The 17927-nt window shown below is 66.7% G+C and carries 15 protein-coding genes; 6 read left to right on the forward strand and 9 right to left on the reverse strand.

Annotation, left to right across the window (positions count from 1 at the left end; all coding sequences use genetic code 11):
• From AC3WT6_RS08930 to AC3WT6_RS08945, 4 genes are read right to left on the reverse strand one after another with little or no spacing between them, the layout of a single operon-like run.
• Positions 1–597: a pilus assembly PilX family protein gene (locus tag AC3WT6_RS08930; protein WP_492653227.1), complete on the reverse strand. Its 597-nt coding sequence runs from the start codon at positions 595–597 to the stop codon at positions 1–3.
• Complete coding sequence (locus tag AC3WT6_RS08935) at positions 594–1637, reverse strand: PilW family protein (protein ID WP_492653228.1); 1044 nt, start codon at positions 1635–1637, stop codon at positions 594–596. Before AC3WT6_RS08935 ends, AC3WT6_RS08930 begins: the two co-directional genes overlap by 4 nt.
• Entirely contained in the window at positions 1634–2077 is a 444-nt protein-coding gene (gene pilV, locus AC3WT6_RS08940; RefSeq protein ID WP_492653229.1) for a type IV pilus modification protein PilV, read from the reverse strand. Before pilV (AC3WT6_RS08940) ends, AC3WT6_RS08935 begins: the two co-directional genes overlap by 4 nt.
• Before the next feature lie 25 nt (positions 2078–2102).
• Positions 2103–2807, reverse strand: a complete 705-nt coding sequence (locus tag AC3WT6_RS08945) for a pilus assembly FimT family protein (RefSeq protein ID WP_492653230.1) — start codon at positions 2805–2807, stop codon at positions 2103–2105.
• 407 nt (positions 2808–3214) lie between these two features.
• Between AC3WT6_RS08945 and AC3WT6_RS08950 the strand changes: the two genes are divergently transcribed.
• From AC3WT6_RS08950 to AC3WT6_RS08975, 6 genes are read left to right on the forward strand one after another with little or no spacing between them, the layout of a single operon-like run.
• The gene (locus AC3WT6_RS08950; RefSeq protein ID WP_492653231.1) at positions 3215–3727 is read left to right on the forward strand and encodes a GspH/FimT family pseudopilin; all 513 of its coding nucleotides are present in this window, start codon (positions 3215–3217) and stop codon (positions 3725–3727) included.
• Complete coding sequence (gene pilV, locus AC3WT6_RS08955) at positions 3718–4362, forward strand: type IV pilus modification protein PilV (RefSeq protein ID WP_492653232.1); 645 nt, start codon at positions 3718–3720, stop codon at positions 4360–4362. The genes AC3WT6_RS08950 and pilV (AC3WT6_RS08955) overlap by 10 nt, the downstream gene beginning before the upstream one ends.
• Positions 4353–5444, forward strand: coding sequence for a PilW family protein (locus tag AC3WT6_RS08960; protein ID WP_492653233.1), 1092 nt, complete (start codon positions 4353–4355; stop codon positions 5442–5444). The genes pilV (AC3WT6_RS08955) and AC3WT6_RS08960 overlap by 10 nt, the downstream gene beginning before the upstream one ends.
• On the forward strand, positions 5441–5992 hold the full coding sequence (locus AC3WT6_RS08965) for a PilX N-terminal domain-containing pilus assembly protein (protein ID WP_492653234.1): 552 nt from the start codon (positions 5441–5443) through the stop codon (positions 5990–5992). Before AC3WT6_RS08960 ends, AC3WT6_RS08965 begins: the two co-directional genes overlap by 4 nt.
• A complete protein-coding gene (locus tag AC3WT6_RS08970; protein ID WP_492653235.1) occupies positions 5985–10544 on the forward strand; it encodes a pilus assembly protein in 4560 nt (1519 codons plus the stop codon). Before AC3WT6_RS08965 ends, AC3WT6_RS08970 begins: the two co-directional genes overlap by 8 nt.
• A 29-nt stretch (positions 10545–10573) precedes the next feature.
• The gene (locus AC3WT6_RS08975) at positions 10574–11056 is read left to right on the forward strand and encodes a type IV pilin protein (RefSeq protein WP_492653236.1); all 483 of its coding nucleotides are present in this window, start codon (positions 10574–10576) and stop codon (positions 11054–11056) included.
• An 11-nt stretch (positions 11057–11067) separates the two neighbouring features.
• Here the strand turns inward: AC3WT6_RS08975 and ispH are convergent, their stop codons facing one another.
• From ispH to murJ, 5 genes are all read right to left on the reverse strand, one after another.
• Positions 11068–12024, reverse strand: coding sequence for a 4-hydroxy-3-methylbut-2-enyl diphosphate reductase (ispH, locus tag AC3WT6_RS08980; RefSeq protein ID WP_492653237.1), 957 nt, complete (start codon positions 12022–12024; stop codon positions 11068–11070).
• Between the two features lie 2 nt (positions 12025–12026).
• Positions 12027–12509, reverse strand: a complete 483-nt coding sequence (gene lspA / locus AC3WT6_RS08985) for a signal peptidase II (RefSeq protein ID WP_492653238.1) — start codon at positions 12507–12509, stop codon at positions 12027–12029.
• A 17-nt stretch (positions 12510–12526) separates the two neighbouring features.
• On the reverse strand, positions 12527–15232 hold the full coding sequence (gene ileS, locus AC3WT6_RS08990) for an isoleucine--tRNA ligase (protein WP_492653826.1): 2706 nt from the start codon (positions 15230–15232) through the stop codon (positions 12527–12529).
• A 71-nt stretch (positions 15233–15303) separates the two neighbouring features.
• Positions 15304–16263, reverse strand: coding sequence for a bifunctional riboflavin kinase/FAD synthetase (locus AC3WT6_RS08995; RefSeq protein WP_492653239.1), 960 nt, complete (start codon positions 16261–16263; stop codon positions 15304–15306).
• Between the two features lie 36 nt (positions 16264–16299).
• A complete protein-coding gene (murJ, locus tag AC3WT6_RS09000) occupies positions 16300–17901 on the reverse strand; it encodes a murein biosynthesis integral membrane protein MurJ (protein WP_492653240.1) in 1602 nt (533 codons plus the stop codon).
• Positions 17902–17927: the final 26 nt, after the last annotated feature.

Below are 17927 nucleotides of genomic sequence, written 5' to 3' on the forward strand. Positions count from 1 at the left end.
TCACTGCTTGTACATCGCCTGCAGTACCGCAACCGCGCGGTCCCCGATCACTGCGGGATTACCGCTGCGGGCGGTGATGCGATAGTAGATCGCGGTCGTGGATGCGCCCTGGGCGCCGTACTGTGCGGCGTTCGCGGTCTGCCCGAAACCGGTACTGGAACTGGGGTCGATGAACGTGCCCATATTCTCGATCACATACTGCGGCTGGCTGACGGCATTCGCGGCCTTAAGGAACACGGCGGCATCGACGGTGACGATGTTGGCGGTAGGCAGGGTGGAATCCTCGAAGGGATTGGCGCCGCAGGCGCCACCGCCCTGCCCACAATTGCGGATGTTGGTGGTACCCGCCTCCAGCGCGGCGGCACCAGCGGCCAGCCCCGCCTCTGCGCTCTGGAACGCGACCGAACGATCATAGAAGTTCGCCGTCATCCTTTGCTGAGAGGTGGTGCCGCGCACCGCTGCCAAGCCGATCAGAGTGACCAGAATCAGCAGCACCAGCGACACCACCAAGGCGACGCCGCGCTGCCCAAGCCGCCCTGATGGTGCCCCTGTCCGGGCGGGCAGGTGCGATGCTGAATCTTGCAGTGTCGGCTTCATCGGTTGCGCAGGTTGACGGTGGCGGTCATCAGACGGGTGATCGGCTGCCCGTCAGTACCAGTCGCACGATCCGAACCACGCAGGCTCAGAGTCATGCGGACGGCATCGACGGTCGCCCAGTTGCCCGCCACCGCGGCCGCGCTCACGAAGCTGTCGGCCCCGGCGATGTGGAAGGCAAGCTGCATGTCGGTAACGTTGCGGACCATCTCCTGGGCAGTGGGAGTGGGTGTGCCAGCGGTGTTCACCAAGGTCCGCCGGTATAGCGAGCGGCCGCCCACAGGGTTGTTGCCGATGTACCAGTCGGTCGCCGTCAACGGCGACATTTGTGAGTTCCGAACGAAGGAGTAGGCGTTGCCGGCGGTCGTACAGGTCGTCGGAAAGCCCAGGCCTCGCGAACAGTTGCCAGGCGTGGTGGTATTGGTATCGACGAACAGGTCACTGCCGTCGATGCTGCTGATCTGGACAATGGCGGCGTGGTCCGGGTCGCAGACGATGACGGTATCGCCGGCCTGGATGCCCGGATTGGCCCCGATGAGGGTGAAGCTGAACGTGCTGGCGTCGTAGGCGGCGATACTTCCCCCGGTGGTCGCCGCCCCGATCAGCGTCAGCGAACTGGTCGCCAAGATCCGTTGTGCACTGGCACTGCCGCTGGCCACCACCGGATCCTCGGTTCCGGCGTCGTAACCACGGATCGCGTTGCCAAAATCCGCCCACCAAGCCACGGTGCCACCGGCATTGGTTCCATTGTTGAGCACATTGCCAACGCGCCCGAAGTTGCCGCAGCCGGTCACTCCGGCTTGGCGGATGTCACGGGCGATCAGCTCAAAGGCGATCCGCGCGTTCTCCTGGACCTCGCCCAGCGCCAGGTTGGTCCGGAAGGATTGCTTATTGGAGAGGAACACCGTGCTGGCGCCCAGGACGACGACCAAACCCAGCACCAGCGCGATCATCAACTCGACCAGGCTGAATCCCCCCTGGCGCCCACGCGGCATCTGGGTCAGGGCAGGTATGGTGGACATGGCAGACTGCGTCGTGCTCATAGCACCGCTCTAGTGATGACTTGCTGGGCATTGCTGCTGCCAGCACCCAGGCGACTATCATCAAACTGGATGGTGATTGTGCAGTCTCCGGCGTCGCAGGCGATGGTTCCGATCGTGGTATCAGCGACGCCCAGGGCGGTTCTAAGCTCCGCACACCAACTGGAAAGCTGCGCCGTCGCGAAGGTCGTCGTTGTCGCGGACAGTGTGCAATCGCTATCGCCAGTCACGGTGCGGTTGTAGGAGCCCGCAAGCGCATTCAGCCGATCAGCGCGCATTGCCTCCAATATCGAATAGCTGGCAATCACGGCCATGGAAACCCCGACCGAGTTGTTGTTGGCGGACAGCGCCCGACCCTGAACCATACTGATGCCAAGCAGGCCGATCGACAGGATCAGCACAGCGACGAGGACCTCGATCAGGCCCACTCCTTTCTGGAACACCGGGGCCACTCGCGAGCGGCCTTCTCTATTGCTGGCAGGAAGCGGGTTCACTGGACGGACAGGCTCCACTGTCGGTTACGGTGCAACTGCTGATGATGCTACCGGTGGTCAGGTACAGGCAGCGACGATTATTGGTGGCGATCGAACTGGCGGACAGGTCAAGCAACAGCCCGGTGTAAGGGCCCGTCCCGCCGACCGCGGCACGCGCGAATCCCTGAGCGTTGTAGCGGAGGGCGGCGACCGCCGAGGTTCCTGTCCCCAGCGTCAGCCCCTCCGGGACCGTCGGGGCATCGTAGATCTGGGTGACGCTGGTTCCGTTGGCATTCAAGGCATAGGCCGCGCCGGCGGAGGTGCCACAGGCAGCGCCAAGCGCATCCGTGCCGTTCTTGGTCGCGACATTGCTGCAGAACTGGGTGGCCCGGTTGCGCCGGATCGCCTCCAGGCGAGCTTCGTTGAAGCCGCTCACATAGGCATTGGCGGCTGTCGACAGCCGATTGGATACGATGACGGTGCGGAAGCTGGGAATGCCGAAGGCCAGAATGATGCCGCTCATGGAAATCACGATGAGCAGCTCCAACAGAGAAAATCCGGTCTCCGCCTGCCCGCCTGCCCTTCGACTGACAAGACCGGCCGGCGACGGTCCAGCAAGATCCCTGACCCAGCCAAGGGACTGACTAACTCCGGGCGATTCCCCACCACTCATCTGCGAGCGATCTCCGACTCCGAGCATCGTAAATTTACGAGTCCAAACTCGTTTTTGAAGGTAACACAACTAGTAAATGAATAATCCAAATCCATCGGGGCCTCTTCTCCGCTAAGCGGCTGCTGGCGCCCGCTCGCGCCACCGCCCTTGCATGCGCACCGGCGCGGCGCGGCTCCCGCGCCGATCTACTAAGGCGCACCTAGTCCCAAAGCCTTGGGGCGGTCAAAGTCGGCGGGGCAATGTTGTTAACCTAACGCGACGCAATGGCAGGCCGCGGGGCACGGGCTTGCCGTCGGTTTGGACAGAACCCAACCACTGAGATAAGTGCTGTCAAAAAAATGACGCCTCCCATCTCATCCTCCTTCGCCGTCCATCGGTCCGCGTCCAAGCTCGAAAGCAGGCTTGCTATACCCAAACGGGTTCGGAGCCTCTTAATGAAAAATCCAAGTCGAGGATTCTCGTTGCTGGAATTATTGGTCGTGCTCGCCATCGCCGGCCTGCTGCTGGGCATGGCGCTGCCGAGCTTTCGCGAATTTCTGATCAGCGCTGCCCGCCGCGAGGCCTCCACCGGCCTCTACATCAGCCTCAACCGCGCGCGCTCGGAGGCGATCGCCCGCAACCGCACGGTCAAGGTCTGCGCGCAGGATCTGGCGGCGAGCACGCCCAGCTGCGCCAGCGCCGGCAACTGGCTGAATGGCTGGATCACCTATATCGAACTCGATGGCGGCGGCATTGAGGCCATCGCCGTGCAGCGGCCGGTGTCCGACCAGCTGCGCCTGCAGCAAGCCCCCAGCGGCAGCATCGCCTTTGACGCTGGCGGCCGGGCCACGGCGGAGGCCCAGTTCTCGGTCTGCGCGCCGGCCGGCGCCCGCGACGACCGTGCCCGGCTGGTGCGCCTGAGCCGTAGCGGCGGCATTACGCTTGAAGAGGCCAGCACATGCAGCTGAGCCGCACGGTCAGCGCACGCGGCTATACCCTGATCGAGGTGTTGATCACGGTGTTCATCATCGCCGTCGGCCTGCTGTCGGCGGCGGCCTTGCAGGCGATGTCGAAGAAGGCGGCCTTCGACGCCATCCAGCGCGGCAGCGCCAACATCCTGGCCCAGGATCTGGTCGAGCGCCTGCGCGGCAATGCCGCCAACCTGGCCAGCTATGCCCCCGGCGGTTCAGTCATGGTCAGCGCCGATGACATCCCGGCCGAGCAGGCCTGCACGGCGGAGGCGCCCTGCTCCGGTGCCCAGCTGGCCGCCTACGATCTCGAGCAGTGGTGGCACAGCCTGGACGGCGCCAGCGAGCAGATCGTCGAGGGCAGCGGCAGCAGCGCCAGCCGCAGCAATGCCGGCGGCCTGCGCTCGCCGGCCGGCTGCATCAGCCGCACCGCCGGCTCCTGCCTGGCCACGGTCACCATCGCCTGGCGCGGCATGACCCGCATCCGCCAGGGCGATGCCGACAACCCCGAAGACCCCACCAATAGCGACTGCGGCCAGGACCGCGCCGACTACGAGTGGGACAGCAGCGACCAGACGAGCTACCGGCGAGTGCTGGTGCTGGCGGTCAATTTAGGAGCCGGCCCATGCCCCTGAAGCACCGCAGGCCGCGCCTCGCGCAGCAGCAGCGCGGCCTGACACTGGTGGAACTCCTGATCGCCGTCACGCTGGGCCTGATGGCGCTGGCGGTCATGATCGGAGTGTTCGTCGCCAACAGCCAGAACTACCGCCAGAACGACGCCATCACCGCGCTGCAAGACAATGCCCGCTTCGCGATGGACAACCTTGCCCGCGATCTCGCCATGGCCGGCTACTGGGGCGGCGTGCGGCCGCCCGACGCGGCGCGCGATCTCTGGGTATCCAGCGCCGCCGCCGACGCCATCCGCGCCAATGACTGCGGGCCCGCCTCGGCGGCCAGCGACAGCCGCTGGCTGCTGGACCCGACGCTGCCGCTGGAATTCCGCAACCATCTCGACGCGGCCAGCCTGAGCAGCCGCTTCCGCTGTCTGAGCGCGGTGCAGGCCAATACCGATGTGCTGATGGTGCGGCGGGTGTCCGGCGCCTCGGCCATTGCGCTCGATGAGCCGACCGCGACCAGCCTGGCGCTCAGCGCCGGTCGCTATTACGTGAAGACCAACCAGAGCAGCGGCTCGCTGTTTCGCGCCGCCGCCGCCAGCGTCAACCTCGCCGACCCCAGCGACTGCCCGGCCAGCGACAGCGGCATCGCCAGCGGCTGCCCGCCGCAGGAGCAGCCGGTGCAGGTCTACGCCTATGTGCCGCGCATCTACTTCGTCCACGACGTCAGCGGCAGCATCAAGGTGCCGACGCTGTGCCGCTATGTGCTCAACGACCAGGGCGAGACTCCGCAGATGGAACAGGAATGCCTGGCCTATGGCGTCGAGAATCTCCAGCTCGAATGGGGCATCGACGGCGATGGCGATGAACTGGTGGACCGCTATCTCGCGGCCCCCAGCGCCGCCGAGCTGAGCCAGGCGCGCAGCGTCCGCATCCACCTGCTGGTGCGCGCCAGCGAGGAACATGTGCAGGCCAGCGACGCCAGCAAGGAATATGTGCTCGCCGACTACCGCTCGGCCGACGATGCCGGCTTCGCACAGCGCGGCGTGCTGCGCCGCGCCTTCACCACCACCGTGCAGCTCAAGAACCTGGTGTCGAGATGAAGCACTCTTCGTTCAATCGGCAACAAGGCGCGGCGCTGGCGGTGGCGCTGGTGCTGCTGGTGGTGCTGACCCTGCTGGGCATCGCCGCGGTGCGCAGCACCCAGACCCAGCTGCGGCTGGCCAGCAATGCCGAGAGCCGCACCAATGCCACCCAGGCGGCGGAGTCGCTGATCGAGACCGTGGTCAGCGACAGCAACAACACCCCGGTGGACTACAACCCCAACTTCCGCAGCTGCTATCTGCCCGAGGCGGGCGCGCTGGCGGCGCTGTTCAGCTGCGGCTCCGACGACCTGCCGATTCCGCTCGACAGCAGCAATAGCAGCAGCGACGCCCTTAACTACGGCTATGCCGAGGTGCGTCGGGTGCTGCCGCTGTTCGTGTCAGTCAACGTCATGCGCGAGGCGCAGACCAGCGCCCGCCAATACGACTTCGCCCGCTACGCGATCACCGGCGGCATCGATCGCTCGGCCGAAGGTCGCAGCGCGGCGGAGATCATCGAATCGGTGTTGATCTTGCACAGCAAGCCTACCGGGGTGAACTATGAATAAGCCGTCCCGCTCCGGAGCTTCACTCCTGCGGCGCCTGCGCATCGGCCTGGGCTGCGCCCTGCTGGCGTTCACCGTCGGCGTCAGCAACCTGGCCAATGCCGATGATCTCGACATCTACGCCAACCAGACGCTGGCCGCCAACCAGGCGCCGCTGACCGTGCTGGTGCTGGATCTCAACCTGCTCAATCTCGACTCGCTGGTCTGCCACAACATCCTGCTGTCCAACGAAGCCGACTGCATCGCGCTGCGCCAGCTGCTCACCTTCCAGCAGCTGTTCAACATCCTCGGCGTACCCATGCCCCTGCTCATCGGGCTGGACCCCTTGGGCCTGCTGGGCGATCTCGCCAACAGCACGCTCTCGGTGCTCGATACCGCGCCGGCGCTGCTGCAAGCCTTGCTCGGCAACGTGGTCGGCGTGCTGGTCGGCACCATCCAGTCGACCCTGGGCTCGGTGCTGGGGCCTTTGAACCCACTGAACCTCGCCAACAACCCGGCCCTGGCCTTGTTCGTCGCGCTCCAGGCCACCTTGGAGCCACTGATCAACACCCGGGTGGCGCTGATGCTGTTCCACGGCGACCAGGGGCCGGCCAATGGCGCCTGCGCCTTCGCCGATCTCGCCAGCCTGCCCGGCGAGCGGCAGACCACGCCCGGCTGCAGCAATGGTGCCTATTTCTTCCTGGGCCTGATCAATCTGGTCAGCATCACCGACCTGCTCACCAAGCTGGTGCCGCAGGTACTCAACGTGGTGGGCAATCTGCTGACCGGCGGGGCAACCTCCGGCAATCTGATTTCCGGCGCGCCCTACCAGACCAAGGAAGCCTACGTGGAACTGGCGCGTTACCTGCGCGGCGACCGCATCTTCAACGCACCATTAAGCGCCCACGACAACCTGCTCACCGGACTATTGGTGCGCGACACCGGCCTGGAAACCACCGACAGCGCCGGCTACAAGGCCTACAAGGGCGGACTGAAGGATTATCCGCAGGCCTGCACCATCAACATGCTGCATGTGCAGCTCACCGCACCGGACCAGCAGGACGACTCCGACGCCGATCTGCTGCGCCTGTTCCCGCTCGCCGACCGTAACGGCGATGGCCAGCTGAGCCTGGCCGAGGTGGTGGACTCGGCGGCCACCGACGGCTTCGTGTACGGCAATGCCGGCGACCGTCGCAAGATCAATTCCTACTTTCTGGTGCAGGACAGCATCGGCAATCTCTCCGATCTGCGCGCCTTGCAGAACCTGGGCTACAACGTCACTACCTACACCAACCTGCTCGGTCTCGCCGGACGCGGGCAGGACATCGCCGGCTCGGTGGTCAGCCAGGTGCTGAGCATTGACGCCTCGCTACAGTCGACCAGCGTCGGTAGCAGTTCGACCAGCGCGACCGGTCTGGCCGAGGGCGCCTATGTCGCGGAATTCCACCCCGACCCCGACAAGAAGCCGACCTGGGCCGGCAACCTCAAGCGCCTGCGCTTGCGCGCCGACAGCAGTGGCAAATACCAGTACTACGACGTCAACGGTCAACCCGCCTTCGCCAGCGATGGCCGCTTGCAGAACAGCGCCCTCACCTACTGGACCGACACCAGCCAGCTCGGCAGCCGCGCCAGCGATGGCCGGGTCACCACGCTGGGCGGCGCCGGCCAGAAGATTCCCGGCTACCAGCTCGGTGGCGGCGGCAGTCCTGGGCGCGGCAACCCGGCCGCCAGCAGCACCAGTGCGCGCAAGCTGTTCTACGACTCCTACGCCGCGCCCAACGCCGGCAACAAGATCGCGCTGGCGCCACTGAATCCCGATGACGCCGCCGTACGCAGCGAGCTCGCCAGCGCCACCGCCGCCGAGGCCTACAGCTCGCCGGTCACGCTCTGCCAGTCGGTTTGCAACAGCAACGCCAGCCTCTGCAACGGCCTGTGTTCCAGCAACCAGAGCATTTGCAACAACCTCTGCAACAGCAACCAAGGTCTCTGCGAGCTCAATTGCGGCAGCAGCCAGAGCCTGTGCAACAGCAATGCCACCAGCGCCCGCAGCCTCTGCAACAGCAACGCCAGCACCGCTCTGGGCCTGTGCCAGCTCGGCAACAACATCGGTCTCTGCCAGACCAATGCCAATACCGCCTATGGGCTGTGCAAGCTGCCGCACGACACCACGCTGAGCCTGTGCACCACCGCCGCCAACACCGCCAAGTCCACCTGCACGCTGCCGCACGACACCGCCTTAAGCCTGTGCCAGACCAATGCCGGCCTGACGCTGACGCTGTGCAACCTCGGCTGCCTGCTCGGCAACAGCTCCTGCCTCGCCGCCTGCGCCACCACCTACAACAACAGCATGGCGAGTTGCAGCACCACCTATAACAACAACACCGCCGGCTGCAACGCCACCTACAACGGCAGCATCAGCAGCTGCAACAACAACTACAACAGCGGCATCGCCGGCTGCACCAGCACCTACAACAACAGCCTCGCGGCCTGCACCAGCAACTACAACAACTGCACGACCACCTACAACAGCAGCGTCGCCACCTGTACCAACAACTACAACACCGCCGCCGCGGCGTGCAGCAGCAATTACGCCAGCTGCAACAGCGGCTGCAGCAGCACTGGCAGCAGTTGCGGCAACAGCTGCAGCAGCGATGCCAGTTCCTGCGCCACGAGTTGCAGCAGCACACTCAATTCCTGCACCACCGCCTGCGGCACCAGCAGCAGCCGCAGTGTCGATACCGTCACCCGCGAGCTCCTGCTCTATGCCCGCGGCTATGACGTCGGCGGCCAGACCAGCCCCAAGGGCAGCGGCCCCGGCAGCTCACCGACCAATGCCGGCATCAGTGGCCGCCCCTGGCTGCTCGGGCCAGTGCTGCATTCGCGGCCGCTGGCGGTCAATTACGGCAAGCGCAATGGTGCGAGCAGCGACGATATCCGGGTGCTGTTCGGCTCCGGTGACGGCTATCTGCGCATGGTGCGCGACGACACCGGCGTCGAGAGCTGGGGCTTCATGCCGCAGGTGCTGATGAGCCAGCTGAAAGTACTGCGCGAAAATCAGGCTGGCGCGGCGCTGCCCTATGGCGTCGATGGCTCGCCGGTGGTGTTGATCCGTGACCGCGGCGCCAGCAGCGGCGCCAATGCCGGCAAGCTCGGCACCATCGGCGACAACAGTCAGGACCGCGTGCTGCTGTTCTTCGGCCTGCGTCGCGGCGGCAGCCACTACTACGCCATGGACATCACCGACCCCGACGCGCCCGGCCCCGACAGCGACCCCTGCAACGGCGGCGCTGGCGCGCGTCTGGCGTGGTCGATTGGCCCGGAAGGCCTACGTCGCGCCTGCAGCAGCGGCATCGTCGCCGGCAGCGAGTCGCAGTACGCCGATCTGGGGCTGAGCTTCTCCACCCCGCAGCTGGGCCGCCTGCGTATCGACGCCGACGGCAATGCCGCCACCACCGACGACGTGGTGAGCAAGTCGGTGCTGATCTTCGGCGGCGGCTACAACGGTGGCCGCAGCAGCGCCGGCACCAAGATCGGCAAGGATCTCAACAACTCCCGCAACAGCACCGCCAGCGAACGCATCGGCAAGGACGATGGCAATGCCGGCGGTTCGCGCGGCAATGCGCTGTTCATCGTCGATGCCGAAACCGGCGCCCTGCTCTGGCGTGCTGGCCGCGCCGACAGCGCCGGCTATACCGCGGGCAGCCTGCGCTACGGCCACCCGCTGCTGGTCGACAGCATCCCCAGCGAGGTGACCGCGCTCGACACCAACAACGACGGCCTCACCGACCGCCTCTACGTCGGCGACACCGGTGGCCGGCTGTGGCGTGCCGACCTGCCGGGCGCCGACCGCAGCGCCTGGACGCTGACCCCGCTCGCCAGCGTCGGCCGTCATGCCGAGGCGACACCGACCCTGGCCAGTGATCGCCGCATCTTCAATGCCCCCGACTACGTGCCGGTGCGCAACCACCAGAGTGGCGGCAGCGACTACGACGTGGTGCTGTTCGCCACCGGCGACCGCGAAGACCCGTTCAACACCACCACCCAGAACTGGTTCTACGCCTACCGCGACACCGACGTGGTCAGCGGCAAGACCAGCGACGAGATCAAGACCCAGGAATCGCAGCTGACCGCGGCCCGCCATAGCGCCTTTACCGACCAGACCACGGCCTGCGCCAGCATGAGCGCCTCCAGCAGCAGCTGCCAGGATCTGGACCTGCTGACGCCGGGCTATCGCTTCCAGCTCGCCAGTTCCGGCGAAAAAGCGTTCTCGGCACCGCTCAGTATCGGCGGCGTCACCAGCTTCTCCACCTATGTGCCACCGCAGCCGGACGACGCGACCTGCGTGCCGCTGGAAGGCAGCGGCCGGCTCTACAACATCGCCCTGCGCAACTCCCGGCCCAAGCCGGCCGTCAACCAGGTCGGCAGCGACCGCGCCAGCGCCCTGCCCGCCAGCGGCCTGCCGGGCGAGGTGACCGCCGTCACCAACTCCACCCAGGCGATCAGCGGCCAGCTACAGCAGCAGGCGGTGCCGCCGCGGCTGCGCGCCTCCTGGCGCGAGCGGCTGGGTGAAAATTGAACGTCCCAACCTCAACGCCCAGGACTCCCATGCACCGCCCACGAGGCTTCAGCCTGACCGAGCTGCTGATCGCGATCGCCATACTCGGCATCCTCACCGCCATCGCGCTGCCCAGCTATCGCGGCTATGTGGAGCGCACCCATCGCACGGTGGCCAAGACCGCATTAAGCGAGATCGCCAGCCGGCAGGAAAGCTACGCCACCGACCACAAGAGCTACGCCAGCAGCCTGGCCGCGCTCGGCTACAACCTGAGCGGCAGCGCCTATCTCAACTCGCAGGGCGCGGTGAGTTCCAGCACCAGCGATGCGCTCTACACCCTGAGCCTCACCGCCCTGCCCTCGGGCGGCCTGGGGACCTGCTCCGCGCTCAGCGGCAGCCCCAGCAGTCGCGCCTACGTGATCCGCGCAGTGCCCTATGCCAGCCGCATCGACCAGACCTGCGGCACCCTGTGCGTAGGCTCCAATGGCGACCGTGGCGCCAGTGGCGGCGCCGACAGCTGCTGGCAGCGCTAGGCGCTTAAGACTCAGGCTGCGGTTTTGCGCACCGCGCGGCGCAGCGCCGGCGGCAGGGAGAACACGATGTGCTCCTCGCGGCCTTCCAGCTCGCGTGGCGCCAAGCCACCCAGCTGCTGCAGGCGCTCCACCACCTGCCTGACCAGGATCTCCGGCGCGCTGGCACCGGCGGTGACGCCCACCCGGTTCTTACCCTGCACCCACATGGGGTCAATGTCACCGGCGCCGTCGATCAGATAGGCCGGCGTGCCCATCAGCTCGGAAAGCTCGCGCAGGCGGTTGGAGTTGGAGGAATTCTTCGAGCCCACCACCAGCAGCGCATCGCACTGGGCGGCCAGCTGCTTGACCGCGTCCTGGCGATTGGTGGTGGCGTAGCAGATGTCGTCCTTGCGCGGCCCCAGAATCTGCGGGAAGCGTTGGCGCAGGGCGTCGATGACCTTGGCGGTGTCGTCCATCGACAAGGTGGTCTGGGTGACATAGGCCATGTGCGCCGGATTCCTCACCGACAGCTGCTGCACATCCTCGGGTGTCTCCACCAGGTAGATCGCTCCGCCCAGGCTGACGTCGAACTGGCCCATGGTGCCTTCGACTTCCGGATGTCCCTCGTGGCCAATCAGCACCACCTCGCGCTTCTCGCGGGCGTAGCGCTTTACCTCGATGTGCACCTTGGTCACCAGCGGGCAGGTGGCGTCGAACACCGTCAGCCCACGCTGGCGGGCGCTTTCGACCACCGTCCTGGCCACACCGTGCGCGGAGAAGATGCAGGTGGCCCCTTCCGGAATCTCGTCCACCTCCTCGACAAACACCGCGCCCTTGGCGCGCAGGTTCTCGACCACGAAGCGGTTGTGCACCACCTCGTGGCGCACGTAGATGGGCGCGCCCAAGGCATCGAGCGCGCGCTCGACGATCTCGATGGCGCGATCGACGCCGGCGCAGAAACCGCGCGGATTGGCGAGCAGGATGTCCATGCCTACAGCTCCTTGCGCGGCCCGCCGCGTTTCCATTCCAGCAGCATTTCCAGAATCAGGAAGCCGGCGCCGACCGAGATCGCCGAATCGGCGACATTGAAGGCCGCGAAGTGCGCGCTGCCCCAGTAGAAATCGAGGAAATCGGTGACGTGGCCCAGGCGCACGCGGTCGATGACATTGCCGATGGCGCCGCCCAGGATCAGGCAGAGGCCAACGGCGGTGAGCGTCTCGCCACGCGGATGCCGGCGCAGCCAGACGAGGATGCCGGCACTGACCGCTGCGGCGAGGCCGATGAAGGCCAGCGAAGGCGCCTGGTTGAACATCGAGAACGCCGCGCCGGTGTTGCGCAGGTGCACGATGTTGAAGTGCGGCATCACCGGGATCACGCCGTAGTGGGCGAGGTTGGCCTCGATCCAGTACTTGCTGAACTGGTCGAGGACGATGACCAGCGCGGAGAGGATCAGCCAGGCGGCGTTGTTGCGCATGCTTCGGGGAACTCCGCTCAGAACCAGCGCCGGGTTTCGCCCGGACCTTCGATATTGGATACGCAACGGCCGCAGATCGTCTCGTGGCCGGGGTGCTGGCCGACGTCTTCGCGGTAATGCCAGCAGCGGTCGCATTTGTGCGCAGTTGCAGCGACAGCAGAAACAGCGAAGCCGCCGTCTGTGTCTTCCACCTCTACATCTGAAGTCTGGAGCCAGAACCGCAGTTCGTCGCGACACTTGTCAAGCACATAGCCTTCGTCAACTGTGGCAAGCAGCGTCACATTCGCCTGCAGCGAGGAACCAATGGCACCTTCAACGCGGAGCCGCTCAAGTTCTTTACGAACCGATTCACGGACGCGTTTAAGAACTGGCCAGTCCACTTCGTCCGCAGCGATCTCCGGGAAGCTCCACCAGCTCTGGGCGAACACACTCTGCGAACGGTCCCCCGGCAGCAAGCGCCAGATCTCGTCGGCAGTGAACGACAGGATCGGCGCGATCCAGCGCACCAGGCCTTCGGCCAGATGCCAGAGCGCGGTCTGCGCCGAGCGCCGCGCCAGCGATTTCTCCGGCAGCGTGTAGAGCCGGTCCTTGAGCAGGTCGAGGTAGAGACCGCCCAGATCGTTGACGCAGTAGTTGTGCAGGGCGTGGTAGACGCGATGGAACTCGCGGTCGCCATAGGCCGCCTTCAACTCGGCCTGCAGCTTCGTGGCTTCGCCGATTGCCCAGCGGTCCACGGCCACCATCTCGCTAGTGGCCACGGCATCGGTTGCCGGATCGAAGCCGTGCAGGCTGCCGAGCAGATAGCGAGCGGTGTTGCGGATGCGCCGGTAGGCGTCGGCGGTGCGCTTCAGGAGGTTGTCGGAGATCGCGATCTCGCCGGAGTAGTCCGCACTCGCCACCCACAGCCGCAGCACGTCGGCGCCGAGGGTGCTGATGACCTTCTGCGGGGCCACCACATTGCCCAGCGACTTGCTCATCTTGCGACCCTGCTCGTCCACGGTGAAGCCGTGGGTGAGCACACTCTTGTAGGGTGCGATGCCATCGGTGGCGACGCGGGTCAGCAGCGAGGAATGGAACCAGCCGCGATGCTGGTCGGAGCCTTCCAGGTAGATGTCGGCCTTGTCCGGTGTGGTCTGGCCGTTGGCGACGAAGCTGGCCGGGAACACCACGCCGGAGTCGAACCAGACATCCAGCGTGTCGGTGCCCTTCTCGTAGACGGTTTCGTCAACGCCCCAGTCGGCCGGGCTGCTGCCGAACCAGGCTTCGAGGCCACGCTCCTGCACGGCGTCGGCGACGCGCAGCAGCAGGGCCGGCGTGTCCGGGTGCAGGGTCTGGGTCTCGCGGTGCACGAACACCGCCAGCGGCACGCCCCAGTAGCGCTGGCGCGAGATGCACCAGTCGGGCCGGTCGCGGATCATGCCGGCGATGCGATCCTCGCCCCAGCCGGGGATCCACTTGGTGGCGGCGATCTCGGACAAGGCCTGCGCGCGCAGGCCCTCCTTGTCCATGCTGATGAACCACTGCGGCGTGGCGCGGAAGATCAGCGGCGTCTTGTGGCGCCAGCAGTGCGGGTAGCTGTGCGTGATGGCTTCCTTGTGCAGCAGCGCACCCGACTCCTGCAGCGCGGCCAGGATCGGTTCCTCGGCCTTGCGCACATGCAGGCCGGCCACCAGCGGCGTGCCGGCGATGAACACGCCGTTGCTACCCACCGGGTTGTCCACCGGCAGACCGTAGAGCTTGCCGACGCCGTAGTCCTCGACGCCGTGCGCCGGGGCGGTGTGGACCAGGCCGGTACCCGCATCCAGGGTGACGTGTTCGCCGCAGATGATCGGCACGATGCGTTCGGCGAAGGGATGCCGCGCCTTGGCACCCTCCAGCGCCTTGCCCTTCACCGTCGCCAGCACGATTCCCTCGCCACCCAGGCGCTTGCACACGGCTTCGACCAGACCGGCGGCCAGCACCAGCTTGCGGGCGCCGAGCTGCACCAGGGCGTAGTCGAGTTCGGCATTGACGCTGATCGCCTGGTTGGCCGGTAGCGTCCAAGGCGTGGTGGTCCAGATCACGAAGCCGGCGTTGCTCGCATCGGCACCGCCAAAGCGGGCGCCGAGATCGGCGCTATCCGCCGCCGCGAAAGCGACGTCGATGGCCGCCGACTGCTTGTCCTGATACTCCACCTCGGCCTCAGCCAGCGAGGAGCCGCAGTCCAGGCACCAGTGCACCGGCTTGAAGCCGCGCACCACATGGCCGCGTGCGCAGATGCGCGACAGCACCCGCAACTGCTCGGCCTCGAAGCCCGGCTGCATAGTGAGATAAGGCCGCTCCCAGTCACCAAGGATGCCCAGGCGCTTGAAGTCCACCCTCTGGCGCTCGACCTGCTCGGCCGCGTACTCGCGGCAGCGGGCGCGAAACTCGGCGGCGCTGAGCTTCTCGCCGACCTTGCCGAACTTCTTCTCGACCTGGAGTTCGATCGGCAGGCCGTGGCAGTCCCAGCCCGGTACGAAGGGCGCCTGGTAGCCGTCGAGGCGCGCGGCCTTGACCACCATGTCCTTCAGCACCTTGTTGACCGCGTGGCCGATGTGGATGTCGCCATTGGCGTAGGGCGGACCATCGACAAAGCGGAACTCCGGCGCGCCCTCGCCCGCCTTCATCACCGCGGCGTAGGTCTGCTCGGCCTCCCAGCGCGCCAGCATCTCCGGCTCGCGCTTGGCGAGATTGGCCTGCATGGGGAAATCCGTCTGCGGCAGATGGATGCTGTCTTTGTACTTGTTTGAATCGTCGGCCACGGCAGGCTCAGCTAGTAGGCGGGTTCTTCGGGGGAGCGGTTCGCGGTGGCGAAACCGGCTTTGGCGTCCTCGGCATCGAGGTGCATCTGGGTCTTCAGGGCGTCGAGACTAGCGAAGCGCAGCTCGGGCCGCAGGTAGCGCTGGAACTCGACGCTCAGCAGCCGGCCGTAGATGTCGCCGGGCTGACCGAACAGATGGGTTTCCAGCAGGCAGCGGTTCAGGCCCAGGGTCGGCCGCACGCCCAGGCTGGCAACGCCGGTCCAGTGCTGCTCGGAGCCGGCCAGGCGCGCGCGCACCGCGTACACGCCCAGGGGCAGCGGTGGCGGCCGGCGCAGGGCGAGATTGGCGGTGGGCATGTCCAGTTGGCGGCCGAGCTTGAGGCCGTGCCGCACCGGGCCGCTGATCGTGTAAGGGCGGCCCAGCAGCTCGGCGGCTTCGTCCAGCCTGGCCTCCGCCAGCAGGCCGCGTAGCGCGGTGGAGCTGCAACGGCAACCGCTGACGTGCAGGGTGTCGAGCTGTTCGGCGCTGTAGCCCAGCGTCTGCCCCAGGTTCTGCAGCAGGGCGAAGTCGCCGCTGCGACGGGCGCCGAAGCGGAAGTCGTCGCCCACCACCAGCGCCTTGGTGCCCAGGGCCTCGACGATCACCTGACGCACGAAAGCCTCGGCCGAGAGCGCGGCCAGACGGCGGTCGAAGCGCACGATCAGCACCCGCTGCACACCCTGCCCGGCCAGGGCCGTGAGCTTGTCGCGCAGGGTCAGCACCCGCGGTGGGGCGTCAGCGGGGGCGAAGTACTCGCGCGGGGTCGGCTCGAACACCAGCACGGTGCTGGGTAGGCCCAGCTCGGTGGAACGCTCGCGAAGACGCTTCAGCAGCGCCTGATGACCCCGGTGCACGCCGTCATAGTTGCCGATGGACAGCACCGAGCCCCGGTGCGACCGGCTCAGGTTGTGCAGTCCGCGGATCAGCTCCATGACAGGCCACTCGAAAAGGGCGGCAATTTTAGCCGCTCAGCCGCGCCGGGGCCGCAGATCACGCGGCCGCAGGCCGAGCGCGATCAACACTCCGAAGTAGGCCAGCATGGCGGCGACGATCACCAGCAGCAGGCGCAGGCCACGATGGGCGGCGTCCAGACTCAGCCACAGCTCGATCGGGCCGGCGAAAAACCAGACCACCGCCGCCATCGCCAGCGTGGCCGCGGTGATGCGCAGCGCGAAGCCACCCCAGCCGGCGCCCGGCACGTAGATGCCGTCGCGACGCAGGCGTCGATACAGCAGACCGGCATTGACCCAGGCGGTCAGCGTGGTGGAGATCGCCAGGCCAACGTGCGCGGCCGGCAGCGGGCTATGGTTGTCGACCAGGAACACGCCGAGGCTGAAGCTCATGCCGACGATCAGCGCGGTGATCGCGAAGCGCACCGGCAGCTTGGTCTCCTGCCGGGCGTAGAAACCCGGCACCAGCACTTTGATCAGCGAGAAGCCCATGAAGCCGGCGCCATAGGCCCAGAGCGCATAGGTGGTCATGCGCACGTCCTCGGCGCCGAAGCGGCCGTGGCCGTAGATGCTGGCCACCAGCGGACCGGCCAGCAGCAGCATGCCGGCCGCCGCCGGCAGGCCGATGATCAGGATGGTGCGCAGGCCCCAGTCCAGCGTCGAGGAAAACTGCTGGCCCTGGGCAATGGCGTGCTGGGCCGAGAGCGTCGGCAGAATCGCGGTGCCGACGGCGATGCTGAAGATGCCGAGCGGGAACTCCATCAACCGGTTGGCGTAGTACAGCCAGCTCACCGAGCCGTCGCCAAAATGGGTGGAGAGATTGGAGTTGATCAGCAGGCTGACCTGGGCGATGGAGGAGCCGATCAGCACCGGCACCATCAGCTCAATGATGTGGCGCACCCGGCCATCGCGCCAGCCCCAGCGCGGCCAGGGCAGCAGGCGCAGCTTCCACAGCGAGGGCAGCTGGAAGGCGAATTGCAGCACGCCGGCCAGGAATACCGCGTAGGCCAGCACCTGCACCGAGCCGCCATCGACGAAGGCGCTGCCGATCAGACAGAGGTTGAGGATCACCGGCGTGAACGCCGGCACCGCGAAGCGGCCATAGGCATTGAGCACGCCGCCGGCCATCGAGGTCAGCGAGATGAACATCAGGTAGGGGAAGGTCCAGCGCAGCAACTCGCCGGCGAGCGCCTGCTTGCCCGGCTCGGAGGCAAAGCCGGAGGCGAACAGCCAGACCAGCACCGGCGCCGCCAGGCAGCCGATCAGGGTGATCAGGCTCAGCACCCCGCCCAGGGTGCCGCTAACCACCGCCACCAGGTCGCGGGCGGCGGCGTGGTCCTGGGTGGTCTTGGTCTCGGTGAACACCGGTACGAAGGCCTGCGAGAAGGCGCCCTCGGCGAACATCCGGCGGCCGAAGTTGGGAATCTGCAGGGCGACCAGGAAGGCGTCCATCGCCGCGCCGGCGCCGAAGGCGGTGGCGAGCATGATCTCGCGCACGAAGCCCAGCACCCGCGACAGCAGGGTCATCGCCCCGACGATACTGGTGGAACGCCCCAGCGAGGCAGCACCGCTGGCGCCCTTGGCGGCAGGCTTGGGCCCCGGGGTTTCAAATTCAGACATGGCGCGGCAAACCGGGGAGACGACAG

Source organism: Stagnimonas sp. FW305-C-60 (assembly GCF_058782965.1).

What these genes read in the sequence shown, in the direction of transcription:
- AC3WT6_RS08950 (WP_492653231.1), top strand. Translation starts at nt 3,215, where the DNA reads ATGAAAAATCCAAGTCGAGGATTCTCGTTGCTGGAATTATTGGTCGTG.
- AC3WT6_RS08930 (WP_492653227.1), bottom strand. Translation starts at nt 597, where the DNA reads ATGAAGCCGACACTGCAAGATTCAGCATCGCACCTGCCCGCCCGGACA.
- lspA (WP_492653238.1), bottom strand. Translation starts at nt 12,509, where the DNA reads ATGCGCAACAACGCCGCCTGGCTGATCCTCTCCGCGCTGGTCATCGTC.
- murJ (WP_492653240.1), bottom strand. Translation starts at nt 17,901, where the DNA reads ATGTCTGAATTTGAAACCCCGGGGCCCAAGCCTGCCGCCAAGGGCGCC.
- AC3WT6_RS08945 (WP_492653230.1), bottom strand. Translation starts at nt 2,807, where the DNA reads ATGCTCGGAGTCGGAGATCGCTCGCAGATGAGTGGTGGGGAATCGCCC.
- AC3WT6_RS08960 (WP_492653233.1), top strand. Translation starts at nt 4,353, where the DNA reads ATGCCCCTGAAGCACCGCAGGCCGCGCCTCGCGCAGCAGCAGCGCGGC.
- AC3WT6_RS08975 (WP_492653236.1), top strand. Translation starts at nt 10,574, where the DNA reads ATGCACCGCCCACGAGGCTTCAGCCTGACCGAGCTGCTGATCGCGATC.
- ispH (WP_492653237.1), bottom strand. Translation starts at nt 12,024, where the DNA reads ATGGACATCCTGCTCGCCAATCCGCGCGGTTTCTGCGCCGGCGTCGAT.
- AC3WT6_RS08970 (WP_492653235.1), top strand. Translation starts at nt 5,985, where the DNA reads ATGAATAAGCCGTCCCGCTCCGGAGCTTCACTCCTGCGGCGCCTGCGC.
- AC3WT6_RS08935 (WP_492653228.1), bottom strand. Translation starts at nt 1,637, where the DNA reads ATGAGCACGACGCAGTCTGCCATGTCCACCATACCTGCCCTGACCCAG.
- AC3WT6_RS08965 (WP_492653234.1), top strand. Translation starts at nt 5,441, where the DNA reads ATGAAGCACTCTTCGTTCAATCGGCAACAAGGCGCGGCGCTGGCGGTG.
- ileS (WP_492653826.1), bottom strand. Translation starts at nt 15,232, where the DNA reads ATGCAGGCCAATCTCGCCAAGCGCGAGCCGGAGATGCTGGCGCGCTGG.
- AC3WT6_RS08995 (WP_492653239.1), bottom strand. Translation starts at nt 16,263, where the DNA reads ATGGAGCTGATCCGCGGACTGCACAACCTGAGCCGGTCGCACCGGGGC.
- pilV (WP_492653232.1), top strand. Translation starts at nt 3,718, where the DNA reads ATGCAGCTGAGCCGCACGGTCAGCGCACGCGGCTATACCCTGATCGAG.